Source organism: Leeuwenhoekiella parthenopeia (genome assembly GCF_020782115.1).
In the GTDB taxonomy this organism is placed as follows: domain Bacteria; phylum Bacteroidota; class Bacteroidia; order Flavobacteriales; family Flavobacteriaceae; genus Leeuwenhoekiella; species Leeuwenhoekiella parthenopeia.
Window position 1 is genome coordinate 105,192 of record NZ_JAJGMW010000003.1, and the last position, 17,224, is coordinate 122,415.

18 protein-coding genes are annotated in these 17,224 nt (G+C 41.0%); 5 read left to right on the plus strand and 13 right to left on the minus strand.

Features of this window, described 5'->3' with window-relative positions; genetic code table 11:
• Nucleotides 1–28 precede the first annotated feature (28 nt).
• A complete protein-coding gene (locus LLW17_RS03180) occupies nt 29–637 on the plus strand; it encodes a helix-turn-helix domain-containing protein (protein WP_228228819.1) in 609 nt (202 codons plus the stop codon).
• A gap of 76 nt (nt 638–713) precedes the next feature.
• Nucleotides 714–935 (plus strand): hypothetical protein, encoded by a 222-nt coding sequence (locus tag LLW17_RS03185; protein ID WP_228228820.1) that lies wholly within the window; start codon nt 714–716, stop codon nt 933–935.
• Nucleotides 936–1,152: 217 nt separating this feature from the next.
• On the opposite strand, the gene arfB is transcribed toward LLW17_RS03185, so the two are convergent.
• The 6 genes from arfB to LLW17_RS03215 are packed head-to-tail and all read right to left on the minus strand — an operon-like array spanning nt 1,153 to nt 5,636.
• Entirely contained in the window at nt 1,153–1,578 is a 426-nt protein-coding gene (gene arfB / locus LLW17_RS03190) for an alternative ribosome rescue aminoacyl-tRNA hydrolase ArfB (RefSeq protein ID WP_228228821.1), read from the minus strand.
• A complete protein-coding gene (locus tag LLW17_RS03195) occupies nt 1,578–3,122 on the minus strand; it encodes a DUF4301 family protein (RefSeq protein WP_228228822.1) in 1,545 nt (514 codons plus the stop codon). The genes arfB and LLW17_RS03195 overlap by 1 nt, the downstream gene beginning before the upstream one ends.
• Nucleotides 3,119–3,679, minus strand: a complete 561-nt coding sequence (locus tag LLW17_RS03200) for an AAA family ATPase (protein WP_228228823.1) — start codon at nt 3,677–3,679, stop codon at nt 3,119–3,121. Before LLW17_RS03200 ends, LLW17_RS03195 begins: the two co-directional genes overlap by 4 nt.
• Nucleotides 3,640–4,272 (minus strand): nicotinamide riboside transporter PnuC, encoded by a 633-nt coding sequence (gene pnuC / locus LLW17_RS03205; RefSeq protein WP_228228824.1) that lies wholly within the window; start codon nt 4,270–4,272, stop codon nt 3,640–3,642. The genes LLW17_RS03200 and pnuC overlap by 40 nt, the downstream gene beginning before the upstream one ends.
• Before the next feature lie 3 nt (nt 4,273–4,275).
• On the minus strand, nt 4,276–5,007 hold the full coding sequence (locus LLW17_RS03210) for a phosphoglycerol geranylgeranyltransferase (RefSeq protein ID WP_228228825.1): 732 nt from the start codon (nt 5,005–5,007) through the stop codon (nt 4,276–4,278).
• The gene (locus tag LLW17_RS03215) at nt 5,004–5,636 is read right to left on the minus strand and encodes a 4'-phosphopantetheinyl transferase family protein (protein ID WP_228228826.1); all 633 of its coding nucleotides are present in this window, start codon (nt 5,634–5,636) and stop codon (nt 5,004–5,006) included. Before LLW17_RS03215 ends, LLW17_RS03210 begins: the two co-directional genes overlap by 4 nt.
• Before the next feature lie 57 nt (nt 5,637–5,693).
• Here LLW17_RS03215 and ahcY point away from each other — a divergent pair, with 57 nt between their 5' ends.
• Nucleotides 5,694–7,010 (plus strand): adenosylhomocysteinase, encoded by a 1,317-nt coding sequence (gene ahcY, locus LLW17_RS03220; protein ID WP_228228827.1) that lies wholly within the window; start codon nt 5,694–5,696, stop codon nt 7,008–7,010.
• Nucleotides 7,011–7,071: 61 nt separating this feature from the next.
• On the opposite strand, the gene LLW17_RS03225 is transcribed toward ahcY, so the two are convergent.
• Entirely contained in the window at nt 7,072–7,950 is an 879-nt protein-coding gene (locus LLW17_RS03225) for a hypothetical protein (protein ID WP_228228828.1), read from the minus strand.
• Between the two features lie 44 nt (nt 7,951–7,994).
• Between LLW17_RS03225 and LLW17_RS03230 the strand changes: the two genes are divergently transcribed.
• On the plus strand, nt 7,995–8,339 hold the full coding sequence (locus tag LLW17_RS03230; RefSeq protein WP_228228829.1) for a TM2 domain-containing protein: 345 nt from the start codon (nt 7,995–7,997) through the stop codon (nt 8,337–8,339).
• 77 nt (nt 8,340–8,416) lie between these two features.
• Here LLW17_RS03230 and LLW17_RS03235 read toward each other — a convergent pair whose 3' ends face one another.
• From LLW17_RS03235 to LLW17_RS03260, 6 genes are all read right to left on the minus strand, one after another.
• Entirely contained in the window at nt 8,417–9,439 is a 1,023-nt protein-coding gene (locus tag LLW17_RS03235; RefSeq protein WP_228228830.1) for a phytase, read from the minus strand.
• Nucleotides 9,440–12,268: a TonB-dependent receptor gene (locus LLW17_RS03240; protein ID WP_228228831.1), complete on the minus strand. Its 2,829-nt coding sequence runs from the start codon at nt 12,266–12,268 to the stop codon at nt 9,440–9,442.
• Between the two features lie 164 nt (nt 12,269–12,432).
• Nucleotides 12,433–13,995 (minus strand): tetratricopeptide repeat protein, encoded by a 1,563-nt coding sequence (locus LLW17_RS03245; RefSeq protein ID WP_228228832.1) that lies wholly within the window; start codon nt 13,993–13,995, stop codon nt 12,433–12,435.
• Between the two features lie 166 nt (nt 13,996–14,161).
• Nucleotides 14,162–14,425, minus strand: a complete 264-nt coding sequence (gene rpmA / locus LLW17_RS03250) for a 50S ribosomal protein L27 (protein ID WP_165145304.1) — start codon at nt 14,423–14,425, stop codon at nt 14,162–14,164.
• Between the two features lie 34 nt (nt 14,426–14,459).
• Complete coding sequence (rplU, locus tag LLW17_RS03255; RefSeq protein WP_228228833.1) at nt 14,460–15,119, minus strand: 50S ribosomal protein L21; 660 nt, start codon at nt 15,117–15,119, stop codon at nt 14,460–14,462.
• Between the two features lie 100 nt (nt 15,120–15,219).
• Nucleotides 15,220–15,687 (minus strand): DUF4199 domain-containing protein, encoded by a 468-nt coding sequence (locus LLW17_RS03260; RefSeq protein ID WP_228228834.1) that lies wholly within the window; start codon nt 15,685–15,687, stop codon nt 15,220–15,222.
• A 205-nt stretch (nt 15,688–15,892) separates the two neighbouring features.
• Between LLW17_RS03260 and LLW17_RS03265 the strand changes: the two genes are divergently transcribed.
• Nucleotides 15,893–17,212, plus strand: coding sequence for a M16 family metallopeptidase (locus LLW17_RS03265; protein WP_228228835.1), 1,320 nt, complete (start codon nt 15,893–15,895; stop codon nt 17,210–17,212).
• Nucleotides 17,213–17,224: the final 12 nt, after the last annotated feature.

Here is a 17,224-nt window from a genome sequence, read left to right on the forward strand (position 1 = left end):
ATAGACTAACTAAATCAATAATTATGTTATGAGTGAGTACCGTGAAATTTTCAGAGCAATAAGAAAAAAGAATAAACTTTCTCAAGAGGAATTTGGAGAGGCTCTAGGGGTTAGTAGAAGTGCAATAGGTCAGGTTGAGTTAGGGAAAAACAATATGTCTGGCGATATGGCCATTAAGATATCTGAGAAATTCGGGGTTTCTATCGAACACTTGTTAAGTCGTGATTTAACTGGGGTTTTGAGTGATCTTGATATAGATCAGGTGATTCCTAATGAATTCGATGTATGGGAGAATTTAGACTTTCACGCGGAATCAGGTTACATACTTCACGCGATAGATAAAATTGAGGTAGCAAAAATATTGATCGATAAATTCCGCAAAGACAAAAAACTGAAAGCTGAGCCTCTTATTTATGACACTATCAGTGCAAATAATAATTTAGAATCACTCAAACAACAGTTTTTAAAGGAATCAAATGGTTTTCAGCAGAACCCTAAATTTGTCTACAAACTAAAAAAACTCATAGACGCCTGTCTTCAAGCTATTTATATTGATCTCTTCAATACAGTGGGTATGGGTTACGATGGATGGAATGAATATTATAAGTCTTCACCAAGGTTTAATAACAAAAAGTAACCTAAATAGTAAGTCTACCGTAATAAAATGACACTTAAATATCAAAATGACACGTAATTTTATATAGATTTGTTCTATGAATTACGATGAGAAAAAAAAAGGTACAGAACGTAACAAATTACTACGCTACAAAAAGATTTTAGACGTTTACCTAGAACACAAAACAGAAGATATACCAACAGCTGTAGTATATCGCAAGTACATCTACCCACAATTTTTTATTAGCCGCACAACGCTTTATGCGGTTTTAGGTACGCCAGTAAACAAATTGCTCAAAGAACTGGGCGAAGACGTCTAAAACGCGGTTTAATCTCCTTTTAAATGGCGTTTAATCACTACTTTACAGAAGAAAATAACGGTATAAACACTTTATAGCGATATGCAGCTATTTAAAATAACGGTATAATATCGCTAAATAGCGGTATAATTTAGTTAAGATAGGTTTTTAAAAAATCGCCTAAAACGCTGTGAAGCCTTATTTTTACTAGCTTGAAGCCCTTTTTTTAGTGTTTCTCTTAAGATATGTTTTTAAAAGACGGGGATAAATCAGGCGGTTTACGGTTTGCCTTTTTCTGGGCGTTTTGCTTTTTAGATTCGAGCCTACGCTTTTTGGACGCCAAAGTAGGCCGGGTCTTTTTTCGTTTTTTGGGTATTACCAAAGCTTTCTCAAGCAACTGGACCAAATTTTTAAAAACTTCTTCCTTGTTTTTATGCTGACTTCGGCTTTGATCGTAGGACAATACCAACTGGTTCTCTGTAGTGAGTTTGGAAGCCAAACGTTGACCTAATCGCTCTTTTTGCTCCTCTGTAAAAACAGCCGAAGCTTCAAGATCCCAGTGTAGCATGACCTTTGTAGATGTCTTATTCACGTGCTGGCCTCCGGGACCACTACTGCGCACCGCTTTAAACTCACATTCAGATTGCAGGATTTCCTTATTCATTAAGACTGCGCCTGGTGAGCCGGTTTTAAAAGATCATTCACCGTTTTAACCGGGTTGAAAGTTTCCAGAGGTACTTCAACAAACAAGGTGTTCCAGCGGGCCATTGCGCCATTCCACAATCCCGGAAGTTCGAGGGCTTTAATCTCGTTACTGCCATCGGTTTTATAAGCGATAAAAGCCAGATCGGGATTTACGTAGTCGAGCAGGTTGTATTTTTCGCCCTTGTAATTGCGCACCCCGGCAACAATATCAACCGGATTGAAATGGGTAGACTGTTTGAAAATTTCCTGCTGATCTGCATCCTTTTCATTCACCTGAGCGCTTTCAATAATCTGAAGGGCTACTTTTCCGCTTTCATCTTCCACCCAAAACGGTCCGCCGCCGGGCTCACCTTCATTCTTAACCATTCCGCAAACGCGAATAGGACGATCAAGCAATTCGGCTAAATACGCTTTCTTTTCGCTCTTCGAAAAACTCATATAGGCATCATCAATACGCGTACTAAAATCTTCTTTTAAAAATGCGACCAATTCATCAAGCTGGGCATCGGTGATGCTGTCTTCGTCTAAAAGTGCTGCATATTTAAAAACCTGCTCCTGCTTTTTAAGCAGTAAACCGGCCAAAATACGCTTGGAGCGTGCCAAAGCGTGAATCTGATCCTGTACCAAAACATTATCAATGTTTTTGATAAAAATCAAATCGGCATCCACATCGTTGAGATTTTCAATAAGCGCCCCATGACCGCCCGGTCTAAATAATAATTTACCGTTTTCCTGACGGTACAATTTATTATCCATCGTAACCGCAACGGTATCGGTTTCCGGTTTCTGAAACGAATAACTTACGTCAAAATTCACCCCCGTGGTATTGCTTACCGAAGCATGAATGGTATCGTATTCCTTCCTGAAAGCTTCTTCGTGCTCCGGAGAAACCGTAAAATGCAGGGATGCGTGATCGTTTTTAGCCGCATAGGCCGCTGCCTCGTGCAAGTGCTCTTCAAAAGCAGTTGCCTTATAACAACCGTAATAGTGAAAGGGTATTAAACCTTTGGGCAAACTGCCGTAATCTTCACCATCTGATGCCATCATGGTTTTGATAAAAGCATATTTTTTGGCATTCTCATCCTCCAGAGCCGATTTATCAAGCTTATCCATAATATGATGGTAAAACGGAAAGTTTTCGTAGCCATCAAAAAAAGCCTGCATATGTTTATCACCTGTGCGCTCTAAAAATGCATCAATAGGTTCTTTTTCGGGATTGTATTCTTCGAGAAACTGATAGATTTTTTTAAACATTCGGCTGGCTGCGCCAGATGCCGGAGTGAATTTCAATAAATCGAGTTCTTGCTTTTTACGTTCATAAGCGTCAAGGTATTGTAACTCCTCATCGTTTGAAAGTTTAAAAATACCATCAGAAACGGTTGCGGGCGCGACAAGCTTAACGTTGGGCACTCCGTTTACAAATAGTTCAATCTGTGATTTGACCTGATCGAGCGTCAACCCATGATTTTTAATTTCGTTGATTTCCTGGTCTGTAAAGTTCAATTTAGTCTGGTGTTTAGTTGATTGGTAATTTGTTTGATGCGCTCCTCCAGATTGCCTTTAACGAGCATATAGGGCCGGTTGTGTTGAATTAACGCCTGTTCAAAAAGCCTGAACATCTCTTCACGCTGGCCGGGTCGATCTCTTAGATCATCTGCCTGCCAGGGCACATCTATATAAGTAAGAATATACAGATCATATCTGGAAGTCAAAGCGGCCTCCCGCACGCGCTCATCACACCAACCGTCAAAATAGGCCTCACTGTAAACCATTGTTTCCAAGAGGTCTGTATCACAAAATACTATTTTTTCTTCAGAATTAACAGCGGTGTTTTCCAATTTCATTTGTCCGGCAGCAATGGGGAAAATATCATGAGGCTCGCAAATTTTTTGCTGCTCATCCCATTTTTGCTGAAGGTACTCGCGTGCAAATTCGGGTACCCAGGTGCCGTTGTAGTGTTCTGAAAGTTTTTGGGAAAGCGTAGTCTTGCCGGTACTCTCCGGACCGAAGAGTACGACTTTTAAGCAATTACCGGGTTTTTGTTGAGGTATTTTTTCCAAGAGATATAGCCGTAAATAGCAAGCCCAGTAAAAATAAGATATTGTAAACTGGTAAATGTGAAACCTTTGTAAAAATACAGCGGTACCGAAATTACATCTCCAAGTATCCAATAGATCCAGTTCTCAAGCTTGCGGCGCGCCATAAGCCACATTCCTACAAAGAAAATTGCTGTGGTAAACGTATCTACATAAGCCGTCCAGTCATTCCACTTATCAAAAGCCGTATACACGATAAAGACAAAAACGATAGTGGCGATAAATAGGATTGCTGAAATCTGATGCTCTTTGGCAGTGGTTGATGTAATGGGCGTCACGTGCTCTGCATCTACCTTGCGCGTCCAGATGTACCAGCCGTAAACACTCATCGAAAAATAATAGGCGTTGATCATCATATCACCCAGTAAACCCCATTTAGCCAGTAAATACACGAAAATAGCGGTGCTGATCATCCCAGTAGGATACACCCAAATATTATTTTGCTTTGAAAACCATACTGAAAGCAAACCGAAAATAACACCTATTAGTTCCAGTACAATGGAAGACGTCTCATAATCGGAGTACTGCCCAAACAGGAAATCGAGTGTTTCAGCCATAGCTTAAATTCTAAAATTTCCGTTTTCAAAGGCGGTGCCTACGACAACAAGGTCTGCCCCGGCGGAATATGCACGTTCCAGCTGTTCCCGGGTTCTAATCCCACCGCCTACAATAAGTGGAATATGGATCGCTTCCTTCACTGCTTTTATAATTTCGGCAGAAACGGGAGTTTTTGCTCCGCTTCCGGCTTCGAGATAAATTAATTTTTTACCGGAGTATTGCCCTGCAAGCGCAACGGCTACAATATGACCAGGATTATCCTGCGTGAGCGGTTGCGTTTTGCTCACCCGCTGCACTGCGGTCTCAGTACCTCCGTCAATCAGGATATAGCCGGTGGGAATGATTTCTAAGGCTGAATTTTTCAGCTTATCGACCGATTTGATTTGTTGCCGAATGAGATACTCGGGGTTTTCACCCGAAATCAAACTCAAAAAAAGAAGCGCATCTGCTTCGGCGGTTATCTGATTGTGATCCCCCGGAAAAAGAACCACAGGCAAACCGGAATGTTTTTTAAGCTCCCGTACCGCAAGCTGTGTTTGTGCTGCGGTTGCCGTGCTTCCGCCTACAAAAAGGTGTGTGGTGTGATCAGGAAGCGCTTCAATCTGCTTTTCCAGATCCTGAAGCCTTAGTTCTTCAGGATCAAAAAGAATCGCAAAGCAAGGCTGCCCGAGTGCTGCTGCCCGCTCCAGTTGTGAGTAGATAACACTTCCGCTATGCGTAAAATTGCTGATCATAGCGCCAGGGCGTAAACGCAGGTAAAACCTTCAAACTCCAGGAAATCGATCGCATAATTGCTTTTATTGCCTTCGTAACTAATACTTGCCGTGGTTTTTGAATCCTCAAAATCGAAATCTTCCACATAGATATGCTTCAGAAAACTGATACCCTTAACCCCATAAATTTTATACAACGATTCTTTGGCACCCCAAACAATCGTAAGCTTTCGTATCAAAGCATCCTCATTGGCCAACGTGTGGTATTCCTTAAGCGGCGTAAAGCGTGAGGCGATACGCAGAATTTTATCGCGCTGCATTTCGATATCAATACCCACTTCGGTATCGTCGCTGACGATTATCGCCGTAAAATTATAGGAGTGGGTGATCGAGATGTATTTGCCGTCCCGAAGATGGGGTTTCCCATTATCGGTGTAGTACAAATCCTGATCGGTATAGCCCGCCTCGTGCAACAGGTGTCTGATGCTAAGGAATCCCCTTCGGTGCAACTCCGATTTCATACTCTCTAAACGAGCTCTGCAATGCGAAGTCAGATTTACATTTTGTTCCAAATCTTCAAGAGGCTCTTCTACCTTCCAGATGTAAATCGAGGTAGTGGGATTTGGCGTTATTGTTTTGAAAAGTGGCACGTTAAGTAGCGGATATTACGTATTTTTGCAAAAAATAAGAATTGTAAATATAAGACTATGTCAACGAAAACAGTGCAGTACGTTCCTTATAAAGTCAGAGATATTTCTTTGGCCGCCTGGGGAAGAAAAGAAATTGAATTGGCCGAAGCAGAGATGCCGGGCCTTATGGCTTTACGTGAAGAATACGGAGCAGAGCAGCCTCTGAAAGGAGCTCGTATTGCCGGTTGTTTGCATATGACCATTCAAACCGCAGTTTTGATTGAAACCTTGGTTGCTTTAGGAGCTGACGTTACCTGGAGCTCCTGTAATATTTTTTCTACACAGGATCATGCCGCAGCAGCGATCGCAGCAGCAGGCATCCCGGTTTATGCGTGGAAAGGAATGAACGAAGAAGAATTTAACTGGTGTATTGAACAAACCCTGTTTTTTGGAGAAGACCGCAAGCCGCTGAATATGATTCTTGACGACGGTGGCGATTTAACCAATATGGTGCTTGATCAATATCCGGAATTAGGCCCCGGTATAAAAGGCCTTTCTGAAGAAACCACAACCGGAGTTCACCGTCTGTACGAGCGTATGAAAAAAGGCACACTTCCTATGCCTGCCATCAACGTTAATGACAGTGTAACCAAGTCTAAATTTGACAATAAATTTGGTTGTCGCGAGAGTGCTGTTGATGCCGTGCGTCGCGCAACAGATGTGATGCTTGCCGGTAAGCGCGTAGTAGTATGCGGTTACGGGGATGTTGGTAAAGGTACCGCTGCTTCTTTTAAAGGTGCTGGTTCTATAGTTACCGTTACCGAGATTGATCCTATTTGTGCCCTACAGGCTGCTATGGACGGTTTTGAAGTTAAAAGACTGGAAACCGTTGTTGCCAATGCAGATATCGTGATTACCACAACCGGTAATAAAGATATCGTACGCGGGGAGCACTTTAAAGCTATGAAAGACAAAACCATAGTATGTAACATCGGCCACTTTGATAACGAGATTCAGGTTGCCTGGTTAAACGAAAATTATGGTGACACCAAAGATGAAATCAAGCCTCAGGTAGATAAATATACCATTGACGGTAAAGACATTATTTTGCTGGCGGAAGGACGTTTGGTAAACTTAGGTTGCGCAACCGGTCACCCCAGTTTTGTAATGAGTAACTCTTTTACAAACCAGACTTTAGCACAGATTGAGTTGTGGAAAAACAGCGACAATTATCAAAACGAAGTTTATATGCTTCCTAAGCATTTAGATGAAAAAGTTGCTGCTTTACACTTAGAGAAAATAGGTGTAGAATTGACCAAACTTAATGAAGAGCAAGCCGATTATATTGGCGTTGAAGTTGAAGGGCCATATAAGCCGGAATACTACAGATACTAGTTTAAGATCTGAGATTTTAAACTTTAGATATTAGATAAAACCCTCGCAGTGATGCGGGGGTTTATTTTTTCACCAGAGTCATCTGCGCTTTTTCGCCCTTTTTAAGGTTTGTTATGGTACGAACGAAGTTGGGTGTATCTTCTACTTCAAGACGCACCGTATTAGGTGCAGAAGTACCTTCACTCACCGCCTCAACACGAATAACCGTCTGAGGTTTTGCCAGACGAACTTCCAGTATTTTTTTGTCGTGTAAAACCGTATAATTTTCCAAAACGGGTTTATCATCAATAAATAAATTAACCTGATCTCCGTCTTCCTTTCCGGCATCATAAATCACGAGCTTGATCTTTTGATCCCGCGTGTAAATATTCAGGTTTTCGTTTTTAGCAATTATGTTTCGGCTTATGGTATCAAGCACTCGGCCCACGCTCACTTTCTGTTTTACGGAGTCTGCGATTCGGCCGGTACGCTGAATCTTGCGATCTATTTTTACCAGACGCTCAGCGATTTTACCCTGATCGTTGAGTAAAATTTCGCCATTCAGACATTTAGTCCCATCGGCATACTTTCCTTTAAATGCACCGCTAAAAGCACCGGTACGGTCTAAATTGCGCACCTTTCCTTCAAAATGAACAAAGCAAAAATCCTTTTGCACCACCGGAGACTTGGTGTACACAATATCGTATTCTGAAAATGTAAGGCGACTATTTTTTTCGTCGTAATAGCCTTTAATATTCGATTTTGTCTCGTGTTTACCCGTGTAATCGGTTAATGAATATCCTTTGATGGAATCGTTTACCTTTTCAAAGGTAAGCCGGTAACTGATGAAGGACGAATCATTTAGTTTTATAACCCCCAGGTAGTCATAGCTTTGAGCAAACAGGCTAATCGATGAAAAGAGAAAAATTAAGAAAAAGGAAAATTTATTTTTAAGAATCATACTTTTTACTCGTACTTTTAGGAAACTAATTTAATACATTAACTATGAACTTAAGAATTACTTTTCTTTTTGCTTTACTACTTATGGTAAGCATTCCGGCATTTGCAGGATTCCCTGTAGAGCGCCGTGCAGCAGCAGAAACAACTACTCTTGTTGCAAACGAAGATGAAGCTGCTGACGAACTGGTAAGCCCTGCTGCTTATGCACTAGATAGCCAAATGACAGCCCTTTTACTATGGGTTTTCTTATGGCCTTTTGCTGCTCACCGCTGGTATCTTAAAAGTCCAATAGGATGGAACATTTTATTTATCCTCACTTTTGGAGGTTTAGGTATCTGGGCAATTGTTGACCTTATCGACATCATTACCGGAAGCTATCCCGGACTATAGTCTAAAGCCTTTTTAAATTATAAAACCCGCCAGAGTCCTGGCGGGTTTTTTTATTGGTCACTAATTTTGAAGAACGTTTATTTCAGTTTACCCAAATCGTAATAATAAAAAGTACCATCATCATTCATCGCGACAAACAAACCGTTTTTAAACGTTCCATTTAAAGGAACAGTAACCACCTCACAACCATCTGTTTCGGTAGTTGTAAGGTTTAAAGCCTTAATAAATGCGTTAGTCTTACGATCGTAAAGATTAAACTGCCCACGCTGCTGGTCTGAAACGATAATCATCCCACTACCATCAGGGTAAGATGCAATCGCAATCCCTTCAATGTCTTCTAAAAAATCCTCCTGACCAAAAGCTGCCAGTTGCTCATTCCCTTTAGAAGGTTCTGCATAATATTTTTTTACGCTATCCCCTTCGTCAGAATAGTAAACATAGCCCAGAGCATCATCAACAGCAATAGCCTCTATTTCTTTCTTACCACTAAAGCTTCCAAACTTACGCACAAGGTCAAATCCTACAAGGCTGTCTGCTTTTGAAGTAATTTTATATTGGTAGAGGTAATTCTCCAAAGGACCTGTTTTGCGCCCCACTATTGCATAAAACGCTCCATCAATTGGAGATTTATAAAGGCTCACCCCCATTGGGTATTGAAATGCTTCATTGCTATCATCGTCAAAAACCGGAAAGCCCCCGCCGTCCAATGCTTTCATATCGGGCACTGAGTAGATGCGTAGCATTTTCCGTTCCCGCTCGGTAAAGGCAATGATGTCTGTTTCGGTAGAATCGGTTAAAGGAAAACCATATCGCAAATCGACATTATTGGGACGCTCAATATTTGTAATCGATTTTTCGGGAATGATCTTTCCTTCCAAATCAAAGGCGAAAACTCCCCCGTCTGTATCCTTATCTGTACCAAAAACAATGCTGGCCGAAGCATCTTGTGCATTAATCCAGATCGCAGGATCATCGGTATCATAGTTTACGTGTTCGGTAATAATATCCGGTTTAATTTCGGTCAATTGCGACTTTTTACTTCCGCAGGAAACTAAAATAATTACTGTGCTGCATGCAGCGATATACTTAAATTTTTTCATCTAGAATAAATCATATTTTATACCAAAGGTCAAACGTGTGCTGTAGTATTCCATTTGCATGGTAAGGTTTTTCACTCCCTGATAATAACGCAATGGCTGGTTTGTAATGTTGTTTAAATTGGCATAAACCTGAAGGTTTCTGGATATGAAAACGGTCGCGTTAAAATCCAGGAAAAACTGCTCGTCATAAAAACGATCTTCAAAGGCATTACCGCCTAATTCATCTATATAGGCATCAGAATAGTTTGCCGAAAGACGAGCACTAAACACCTTATCTGCATACGAAAGTGATGCGTTAAACATATTAGGTGAAGAACCCGGCAGTTCCAGATCACCGCGCATATCGCCGTCTTCGTTAGCAATACCTTTAGCTTCAGAATTTAGATAGGTGTAGTTAGCATAAATACCGAAGTTTTTAAGGAAGCCGGGAAGGAAATCAAGCTGACGCTGAAAGGCTAATTCTGCGCCAAAGATGCGTGCTTTATCCCCATTTAGCGGCTTATATAATTCATAACCCGTGGTTTCTTCTTCTGAAACACTGGTGTAAATAAAATCATTCAAATCTTTGTAAAACACCCCTCCCGAAAGAATCCCAACAGAACTGAAGTATCTCTCAGCCATAAAATCAAAATTCATCGAAGTGGTAGGATTCAACTGCGGGTTACCAACAGAAACCTCATCATCTTCACGCTGCCTGTACGGCACCAGGTCGATGTAATTAGGCCTTGCCAATGTGTTAGTCCAGGCAAAACGCAATACCGTATTTTCTGAAGCATTATACTTAAAATGTACACCGGGTAAAACATTGGTATACGTACTCTCATCATTGATCTGCGTAAATGCTTCGGGTTCATCAACGTCAAAGCTGTTACCGGTACTTTCAATACGCGTATTTTCGACACGAAGCCCCGCAATAACACTCAGTTTATCTGACAGTTTTTGATTGGTCATCACATAACCTGCATAGACATTTTCGGTTACGTCAAAATTGTCACCCAGATACTCATCGGGTACTGCTTCGCCTTCAAATGCCGCATTATCATTCAGGTTAAGGCTGCCCAGAAACTCTGGTGACGCAAAAACTCCCGGCTTATATTTAGCTCCCGCCAAAAAATCATTGTCATTATAACTACGCTGATCTACCATTGCCAGGTTGTCTAACGCAGCGTTAAGCGGTGTATATTCGAAGAAATTATTGGCTCTGTTTTTATTTTTAAAACGGCCACGCACCCCAAACTTTACGGTGCCATCACCATGGGTAAAGAAATCTGCAGGAAGCTCAAAATTTGCAAAGAAATTCACATCCTTTTCTTCGGTAAACTGATATTCTTCAGTCAATTCATCTAATTCAAATTCTGAAAAATCTTCTGCAGCTACGGGTGTATGAATAGGCTTACGTGTATCGTTGATTTCGTTGTTAATTTCACATTCTGTAGCATACACCAGATAACGCTCGTTAGGCCGCTCTTCTGACGCCTTGGCATAAGAACCCATCCAGGTGAATTTCAGGTTTCCAAAAAGGTGATTCCCACCTAAACTGTAATTCTGCATCCGTTGATCTTCAAGGCGTCTGTTCTGAGTTCGACCACCGGGGATACCTCCTTTAGTCTCCCGCTTTACTTCTACCGGAAAACGGGAAGGTGTATTGTTTACCATATCAAAATCGCCTTGCAGAATGTCTTCAGCATCTAATACCTCGCTTGAATAAGCGAAGCGATTTTCACGGTCGTCCCGCCAGTTGTACATGGTTTTCAGGTAAACCTCGTTGTTTTCATCGAAATTGTAATCAAAATTGGCGGAAAAACTGCGTCTTACACGTTGCACCAAATACTTGCGGTTTTCATAAACACTGGCATAGGGATTTACAGCTTCTTCCACTTCCTCGCCATCTGCATTGGTGTATGAAAAAGTATCAGACCATTCAGCTTCTACATTATCACTGCCAAAATCATTATCATTTATAGAGGCTGAAACCATCCAGCCAAATTTTTTATCCCTGGTGCGGTCACCTACTAGAAACGATCCGCTCCAAATACGTTTATCGGTGATAAAATTGATTCCCGAGCCACCTGTGGCCGAAAGTCTGAAACTTTGCGGAGTAGAGCGCGTCACCAGATTTACCGAACCCCCTAAGGCATCGGCATCCATATCAGGGGTTACGGCCTTATTCACCTCAATGGTCTGGATCATATCAGAAGGAATAAGGTCCATCTGCACATTACGGTTATCTCCTTCTGCTGAAGGGATACGGCTTCCGTTTAAGGTCACCGAGTTTAATTGTGGAGCAAGACCTCTAACGATAATGTTACGGGCTTCGCCCTGATCAACCTGCATCGTGATCCCGGGAATACGCTTAGTCGCGTCACCAATATTAGCATCCGGAAATTTCCCAATTTGATCTGTAGAAACAACATTGGTGATGTTTACATTGTTTTTCTGCGTATTTAATGCTCTGGCCTGACCACCCGCACTAAACCCTACAAGTTGTACATCGTCAAGTTCTGTTTCTTCCGAAGCCAATAAAATAGAAACTGAGGTAGTCTTTCCCGCTGTTACGGTTATTTCTTTATTGGTATCTGAAAAACCAAGATACTTAATAGTAAGGGTATGGTTGCCTTCCGGTATTTCCACAAAGGTGAATTTTCCGTCCTGATTAGAAACAGCACCTTTATTAAGGTTCTTTATCATGATTGCGGCACCGGGAACGTTGATGCCGTATTCATCTGTTATTACTCCCTGAATAATGCCCTCCTGTGCAGATAATCCGGAATAATTTAAGGTAAAAAGCAGCGTTACAATAAGCAACTTTAAACTGGTAATTAATTTCATTTTTTTGATGTTTTGTTTGCACCAAATTTACCGGAGCCCTTTAAAGACGGGCTAAATTAAAGTCTAACAAATTGTAAAGATTCAGGATTTTAGAGGGCTACATCAAGGCAACAATTACCTAAATTTTACACAGCCTTAACCTTTGTGAAAAGAACAGGCCTCTTTTATAAATTCAACATAAAACCGGCGAGCTCTTCCTGTGTTTCAATAGGAAGTTTCTTGCGTAAACGATACCGGGCGACCCGTACGCTGTCTGGAGTAATTCTTAGGATAGAGGCGATCTCTTTTGAAGAAAGATTCAAACGTAAAAGCAGACATAAGCGCAGCTCTGTTGCGGTGAGTTTTTGAAGGGATTTCTCATTTAAATTGGTGACAAACCCGGGATGTATCTCTTCAAAAAGCAGCATAAACTGATCCCACTCGTTATCCTCTTTCAAATGCACTTCCAGATCCTGTGCAATTTCATTGATTTTAGCAGGGAGGTCCATGCGCTTACGCGAACTCAACTTTTGCAAGGTACCCGATACGTCTTCGATCACCTTATTCTTTTGAGCAATGGTTAAACTGTATTTTGATAAGGTTGCGGTCTTAAGCTGAATCTCACTTTCCAGATTGCGTGCTTTCTCTGCCCGGGTCTCGAGTTCGGCTTCCAGAGCCCGCTGTTTATAAAGCTGAAGATCTAAAGCAGCCTGACGCTTCTTTTTCTTTAAATAGAACACTATGATGCCCGAAGCTATAAGTGTAAAAACCAATAAAGACAAGGCCAATAACCGGGCTTTAGAAGTTTTGTTTTGCTCTTGCAGTAAGGCTATTTGAGCCTCATTCTCGCGGGTATCAAAAATAGTTTGTAAGGCATTGAGCTGGCTGAAATTCTGAGAGTAAAACTGATCTTCCTTAAGCTTCTCATACTTAAGTAAAAACCGGTGGGCATTTTCAAAATCCCCGATTAAAGCATAGGTTTTTGATAAATCCTTATATGCACTGGTGATTTGATGTGTATTGGCATAGTTCTGTGCCAGGTTCAGAGCCTGGTAGGTTTTAGTTAGTGCCGTAGAATAATCTCCTGTTTTCCGGTAAATATCAGACAGGTTGTTTAGGGCATTAACCTGTCGCTCATCTCCGACTGCTTTAAAATACACATAGGCTTTTTCAAAATACAGATAGGCCTTTTTAAAATCCCCCAAATCCTCGTAAACACTGCCTATACTTTCATTTACCGATGCCTCGCCCACAGCATCCTTTAAAGTTTCATAAACCGCAAGACTTTGGCGCTGAAACGCCAAGGCTTTATGAGGATTCTCCTGCTTTTCCCAGCAGGCCCCTATGAGTTGTAAACTTTTGGCTTTAATTCTTAAGTTTTTGGTTTTTACCGAAAAATCTAAACTTCGGTTTAGATAATACCGGGCTTTAGAATAGTTATACAGCGCGATGTAGATTTCGCCCAAACTGATATTGATAGTTGCCGAATACAACTCGCTATGTTGAGTTTTTTCTTCGGAAGCAAGCTTGTAATGCTCCACAGCCTGCGTATAAATCTGGGCGTTTTTATAAAACTCTGCCAGCTGATACTGTTTAGCATAGATACTATCTGCATTTCCGTCCTGCAGAGCACGGTCCAGCTGTGTTTTATAGGAATAAAATAAAGAATCATTAAATGCCTGAAACGTGTAAGAATCTGCACTAGCCTGGGCAAACACCGGCCGGGTCAGTACTAAACAGATACTCACAACAGAATATGCAAAAAATCGTAATGGGTTCAAAGGCTACACATAAAATCAACAATATAGCCCGCCCATATTACTCAGAGATTATCTCAAGTTTAAAAAGCTGTAAATAAAAAAAGCGTCTACCTCAAATGAGATAGACGCTTTTTAATGATAAACAAACTCTTAATTAAGCTTCTGCGCTAGGCACTATAGAAACGTAAGATTTGTTGTCTTTCTTTTTGGTAAACTTAACGATACCGTCCACTTTAGCGTGAAGGGTATGATCTTTACCACCGTAAACATTCTCACCTGGGTGATGTGTGTTTCCACGTTGTCTAACGATGATGTTACCGGCAACAGCAGCCTGACCACCAAATATCTTAACACCTAGACGTTTAGATTCTGATTCTCTACCGTTCTTAGAACTACCTACTCCTTTTTTGTGAGCCATCTTATTCTAGTTTTAAGGTTATACTTTAACAGGATTATTTTTCGATCCCGCCGTCTAATTTCTCTTGTAATTCTTTAAGCTCATCCCACTTACCTTCAGCAGCTAAAGCAGCTTGCTTTGGCCATGTGTCTGTAACGATGTGGCTTAATCTTGAGCTGGCTTCCGTAAGGATTTCGCTCAATTTCTCTGGAGTTGAAGCTGCAACTTTAGCAAAGGTATCAATACCTGCTGCTACTAATGCTTCTGCAGCCTTAGGGCCTGCACCTTCGATCTTTTTAAGATCATCTCCTTTTGATGAAGCTTTAGCTTTCTTTTCTGCCTTTGGGGCTTCAGCTTTTGCCTCTTCTTTTTTCTCTGCCTTTGGAGCAGCTTTTTTACCACCTTTAAGAGAAATATCACCAATTACAATCTCGGTTAGAGATTGACGGTGACCATTTTTCTTTTGATAGCCTTTACGTCTTTTCTTTTTGAAAACAATTACTTTGTCTCCTTTTAAGTGACGTGAAATCTTTGCTCCAACAAGAGCTCCTTCTATAGCCGGGGCGCCTAAAGTGATGTCGTCACCATCTCCTGCAAGAAGAACTTTATCGAAAGAAACCTCGTCTCCTTCTTCTCCTGACAGACGGTTTACAAATACCTTCTGATCTTTCGCAACTTTAAATTGCTGCCCTGCTATCTCTACAATTGCGTACATAGCGTTGTGTTTATAAAATAAGTTAAAACTTAAACCTTCCGGCTTAAGAGGGCGCAAATATACGGCTATTTACTTATTATACAAACCTATAAATAGAAAATCAGGAGATGTTTTTTGAAGACTTCTTTTTGGGATTCCAGCTTTGCTTAAACAACTGCATAAAGCTGAGGGTGAGTACTGCACTCGTTGCAAAGCCCATAATAGCCACTACAAAAACCACGCTACCCAAACTGGTGTTGTAAGTGGTTTCCCATTTGGAAATCATCACACTTAAAAAATCCGGGTTTAGATTGGCTGCATACAGGGCGAAAAACGCAGTGAATAATATCGTAGATACAAAGCCGGTAACAATGCCCACTGCAAAGCCGTCACCATACTCAAAGTCCTTTCCCTTGCTTAGTTTATAATACTTAATAGCCTCGTAGATCCCGAAGCCGGTTATGACTCCATTAAACAAACTGTAAATAGGATTGGTATGGAGGCCAAATAAGGCCAGCACTAAAAAATAAGCAATTAATCCGGCGGTAATTGCAATTCCGAAACGTATGGGTAAAGCTACTTTAAGCATGCTATTTTTTGATTTTTAGGATTAATTCTAAATTTCAGGATTTCAATTTCAAAATCAGCTAAAAAGCTGTTAAAAATTTAATTATTCAATGCTCCATTACCACAAGTAGTGAGCGCATTATTCATAACTATTAAAAATCAACACCGGTCCTTGTAACATATAGGCTACAGGTGCTACTTATAGTTTAAATTTTAAAATTTTACTTATGAAAAAGACGTTTTTATCAATTGCTTCTATTACTGCGCTTGGCTTTTCGCTTTGCGCTCAGGAAGTAGCTTTTGAAGAATACGATTTAGATAACGGCCTGCACGTTATTCTACATCAGGATAATAATGCTCCTGTGGTGACTACAGCAGTTATGTATCACGTGGGCGGTAAAGACCGGGAAGATGGTCGCACAGGTTTTGCACATTTTTTTGAACATCTTCTTTTTGAAGGCACCGAAAATATAGAGAAAGGCAAATGGTTTGAGATCGTAAGCTCCAACGGAGGAACCAACAATGCAAACACGTCTCAGGATCGTACGTATTACTATGAAGTTTTTCCTTCAAACAATTTGGAGTTGGGATTATGGATGGAATCGGAACGTATGCTTCACCCTATAATCAAACAAGAAGGTGTTGACACCCAAAACGAAGTAGTCAAAGAAGAGCGTCGCTTACGTTATGACAATTCACCTTACGGTCAGTTTTTATTTGCCATAAGTGAGCAACTCTTTGAAAAGCACCCCTACAAAGATCCCAATGTAGGGTATATGGAAGATCTGGATGCTGCTTCACTTGAAGAGTTTCAGGCTTATTTTGATAAATATTATAAGCCCAGCAATGCCGCACTGGTCGTTGCAGGTGATATTGATATCGCAAAAACCAAGAAAATGATTCAGGACTATTTTGGTCCTATCCCCAGCGGTCCGGCTTTAGAACGTACCTATCCACAGGAAGATCCTATAACCGAAACCAAAAGGAGTACCTTTTACGATCAAAACATTCAGGTTCCCGCAATACTTACTGCATACCGTACACCGGGCTACGGAAGCCGTGACGCTTATGTGCTTAATATGATTTCTTCGTATCTAAGTGATGGTAAAAGCTCTAAGCTTTACAAAAAGATGGTTGATGAAGAAAAGAAAGCTTTACAAATAGGCGCCATCAACCTGGAGCAGGAAGATTACGGGATGTATATTATTTACGGGCTTCCGCTTGGCGAAACCAGTTTAGAAACCCTGCTTGAAGGGATGGAAGAAGAAATTACAAAACTGCGCAATAACCTTATTTCTGAAAGTGACTACGAAAAGCTTCAGAATAAGGCGGAAACCAATTTTGTGAATTCCAATTCAAGTGTTGAAGGTATAGCGAGCACGCTTGCGACAAACTATATGCTTTACGACGACACCAACCTCATCAATACTGAAATTGATATTTACCGCTCCATTACCCGCGAAGAAATCAAAGAGGTGGCTAACAAATATTTGAAGCCAAATCAACGTGTTGAAGTAGAATACCTGCCTAAAAAAGACGAACAATAGACTGAAGGATAG

Bases quoted from the DNA above. Each gene is read 5' to 3' on its own strand.
- LLW17_RS03180 (WP_228228819.1), top strand. From the start codon at position 29: ATGAGTGAGTACCGTGAAATTTTCAGAGCAATAAGAAAAAAGAATAAA.
- LLW17_RS03185 (WP_228228820.1), top strand. From the start codon at position 714: ATGAATTACGATGAGAAAAAAAAAGGTACAGAACGTAACAAATTACTA.
- arfB (WP_228228821.1), bottom strand. From the start codon at position 1,578: ATGAATAAGGAAATCCTGCAATCTGAATGTGAGTTTAAAGCGGTGCGC.
- pnuC (WP_228228824.1), bottom strand. From the start codon at position 4,272: ATGGCTGAAACACTCGATTTCCTGTTTGGGCAGTACTCCGATTATGAG.
- LLW17_RS03210 (WP_228228825.1), bottom strand. From the start codon at position 5,007: ATGATCAGCAATTTTACGCATAGCGGAAGTGTTATCTACTCACAACTG.
- ahcY (WP_228228827.1), top strand. From the start codon at position 5,694: ATGTCAACGAAAACAGTGCAGTACGTTCCTTATAAAGTCAGAGATATT.
- LLW17_RS03225 (WP_228228828.1), bottom strand. From the start codon at position 7,950: ATGATTCTTAAAAATAAATTTTCCTTTTTCTTAATTTTTCTCTTTTCA.
- LLW17_RS03230 (WP_228228829.1), top strand. From the start codon at position 7,995: ATGAACTTAAGAATTACTTTTCTTTTTGCTTTACTACTTATGGTAAGC.
- LLW17_RS03235 (WP_228228830.1), bottom strand. From the start codon at position 9,439: ATGAAAAAATTTAAGTATATCGCTGCATGCAGCACAGTAATTATTTTA.
- LLW17_RS03240 (WP_228228831.1), bottom strand. From the start codon at position 12,268: ATGAAATTAATTACCAGTTTAAAGTTGCTTATTGTAACGCTGCTTTTT.
- rpmA (WP_165145304.1), bottom strand. From the start codon at position 14,425: ATGGCTCACAAAAAAGGAGTAGGTAGTTCTAAGAACGGTAGAGAATCA.
- rplU (WP_228228833.1), bottom strand. From the start codon at position 15,119: ATGTACGCAATTGTAGAGATAGCAGGGCAGCAATTTAAAGTTGCGAAA.
- LLW17_RS03260 (WP_228228834.1), bottom strand. From the start codon at position 15,687: ATGCTTAAAGTAGCTTTACCCATACGTTTCGGAATTGCAATTACCGCC.
- LLW17_RS03265 (WP_228228835.1), top strand. From the start codon at position 15,893: ATGAAAAAGACGTTTTTATCAATTGCTTCTATTACTGCGCTTGGCTTT.